The organism is Aeromicrobium sp. PFPM2_SD2 (assembly GCF_057364525.1).
Window position 1 is genome coordinate 1 of record NZ_JBNFNZ010000557.1, and the last position, 1,405, is coordinate 1,405.

Sequence of the window (1,405 nt, forward strand, 5' to 3'; positions counted from 1 at the left end):
CGGTGGCCGAGGCCTTTTTTTTTTTAGGTCGGACCCGAGGACGCGGACGCCCGTCCACGTCACCGCGGCGTACACGACCAGCACCACGCCCCAGCGCGACGCCGACGGCGCGCGGCACGGTGCGGGACGGGTCGCGCACCTCCTCCCCGAGCGTGGCCACCGCGCGTACCCGGCGAACGCGAAGAACAGGACGCCCGCGGCGGCCAGCACGTCCCGCACGCCGCCCGCCCCATCGCCGGCCGGCGGTCGGTGACGCGGGCGCGCGCAGCCCGACGACCACCACCGCGGCCAGCACCATCAGCACCAGGGCGACGACCACCGCCATCACGGCCGTCGTTCGCTGCACGCCCCACCAGCCCAGCGCCGTGAGCGCCAGCACGAGCGCGAGGGCCACGACGCGGGCGTGCGACGGCCACGCGTAGGTGCCGACGGCCAGCGCCATCGCGGCGCACGAGGCCAGCTTCCCCACCACGAACGCGACACCCGCGAGGTAGCCCCACACCGGTCCCAGCGCCTCGCGGCCGTAGACGTAGGCGCCGCCCGACTGCGGCCACCGCGCCGCCAGCACCGCCATCGAGGACGCGTTCGCCGTCGCCACGAGGGCGGCGAGCACCAGTGCCACCACGAGCGCGTCCCCCGCCAGCCGCGCGGCCGGGGCGAGCGCCACGAAGACCCCCGCCCCGAGCATCGACCCGACCCCGATGACGAGCGCGCTCGGCAGGCCCAGACGTCGCTGCAGCGGTCCTGTCGTGCTCACGAGCCGATCATGGCGCGTCCGGGTGAACGGACGGGGCTACGGTGACGGCATGGACCTCGGACTCAGCGGACGCACCTTCCTCGTCACCGGCGGCACGCGCGGCCTCGGCCGCGCCACGGCGGAGGTGCTCGTCGCGGAGGGGGCGAACGTCGTCGTGTCCTCCCGCTCGCAGGACAGCGTCGACGCGACCGTCGCCGCGCTCGGCGAGCGGGCCCACGGCCTCGCGCTCGACAACGCCGACCCCGCCACCGCCCAGGCCCCTCGTGGACGCCGCGATCGAGCGCTTCGGCCGGCTGGACGGCGCCCCTCGTCAGCGTCGGTGGCCCGCCGGCCGGACCGGTCTCGCAGGCCACGGACGAGCAGTGGCGCGCGGCCTTCGAGAGCATCGTGGTCGGCGGCATGCGCGTCGCGCGCGCGGTCGCGGGAGCCCTCGGCGAGGACGGCGGCTCCATCGCGTTCGTCCTGTCCACGTCGGTCAAGCAGCCGATCGGCGGGCTCGGCCTCAGCAACGGCCTGCGTCCCGGACTGGCCATGGCGGCCAAGACCCTCGCGGACGAGCTGGGCCCGCAGGGCGTCCGGGTCAACGGCCTGCTGCCCGGGCGGTCGACACCACGAGCGGCGTGCGCGAGCTGGAGCGCTCGCGCCGCC

1 protein-coding gene and 2 pseudogenes are annotated in these 1,405 nt (G+C 76.3%); 2 read left to right on the top strand and 1 reads right to left on the bottom strand.

Features of this window, described 5'->3' with window-relative positions; all coding sequences use genetic code 11:
* A partial coding sequence (locus AC2W7G_RS16275; protein WP_485869357.1) for an amino acid permease occupies positions 1–757 on the bottom strand: 757 nt, incomplete at its 3' end.
* Between the two features lie 49 nt (positions 758–806).
* Here AC2W7G_RS16275 and AC2W7G_RS16280 point away from each other — a divergent pair.
* Positions 807–953, top strand: a pseudogene (locus AC2W7G_RS16280) (SDR family NAD(P)-dependent oxidoreductase); the annotation flags it as partial.
* A 179-nt stretch (positions 954–1,132) separates the two neighbouring features.
* Positions 1,133–1,405, top strand: a pseudogene (locus AC2W7G_RS16285) (SDR family oxidoreductase); the annotation flags it as partial.